Annotated in this window: 1 protein-coding gene; it reads right to left on the bottom strand. The window is 59.9% G+C overall.

Annotated elements, in window-relative coordinates:
* A partial coding sequence (locus EN939_RS35955) for an MFS transporter (RefSeq protein ID WP_127272029.1) occupies positions 1-928 on the bottom strand: 928 nt, incomplete at both ends.

Raw genomic sequence — 928 nt, 5'->3', positions numbered from 1 at the left:
GCCTTGAACAGCGGGAAGGTGCATACAATCGCTAAGGCAAGGCCCGCCATGATGATCGGCTTGCGGCCGATCTTGTCGGAGAGCCAGCCGAAGACGACGAAGAAGATCGAGCCTACTGCCAGGGCGATCGCGATCATGATGTTGACCGATTGCGCGTCGACCTTGAGCACGTTGGTCAGGAAGAACAGCGCATAGAACTGGCCGTTATACCAGACCACGGCCTGACCGGCGGTGAGGCCGAGCAGCGCCAGCAGTGCGATCTTGGCATTCTTCCATTGACCGAAGGCTTCCGTCAGCGGCGCCTTGGAGCCCTTGCCCTCATCCTTCATGCGCTGGAAGGTCGGCGATTCGGAAAGCGAAAGCCGGATCCAGATCGAGATGCCTAGCAGCAGGAAGGATACGAGGAACGGAATACGCCAGCCCCAGGCAGCATAGTTTTCCTTGCTCAATGAAGCCTGTACGATCAGGATCACAACCAGCGACAGGAACAGGCCCAGCGTCGCCGTGGTCTGGATCCACGAGGTGTAGTAGCCGCGCCGGTTGTCCGGCGCATGTTCGGCGACGTAAGTGGCCGCGCCGCCATATTCGCCACCCAGTGCCAGACCCTGCAGCATGCGCAGGATGATCAGGATCACCGGAGCGGCGATGCCCAAGGTCGCATAGCCAGGCAGCAAGCCGACCAGGAAGGTCGACAGGCCCATGATCGTCATGGTGACGAGGAAGGTATATTTACGGCCGACAAGATCGCCGATGCGGCCGAACAGCAATGCGCCGAACGGGCGCACCAGGAAGCCGGCAGCGAAGGCCAGCAGCGCGAAGATATTGCGGGTCGCTTCCGGGATGGCTGGACTGAAAAAGGTCGAACCAATGAACACTGCCAGCGAGCCGTAGAGATAGAAATCATACCATTCGAAAACGGTGCCGAGCG

It is taken from the genome of Mesorhizobium sp. M7A.F.Ca.CA.002.05.1.1 (genome assembly GCF_003998335.1).
Classification (GTDB): domain Bacteria; phylum Pseudomonadota; class Alphaproteobacteria; order Rhizobiales; family Rhizobiaceae; genus Mesorhizobium.
The sequence above is the reverse complement of the archived record's forward strand: the minus strand, read 5'-3'. Positions and strand labels throughout refer to the sequence as shown.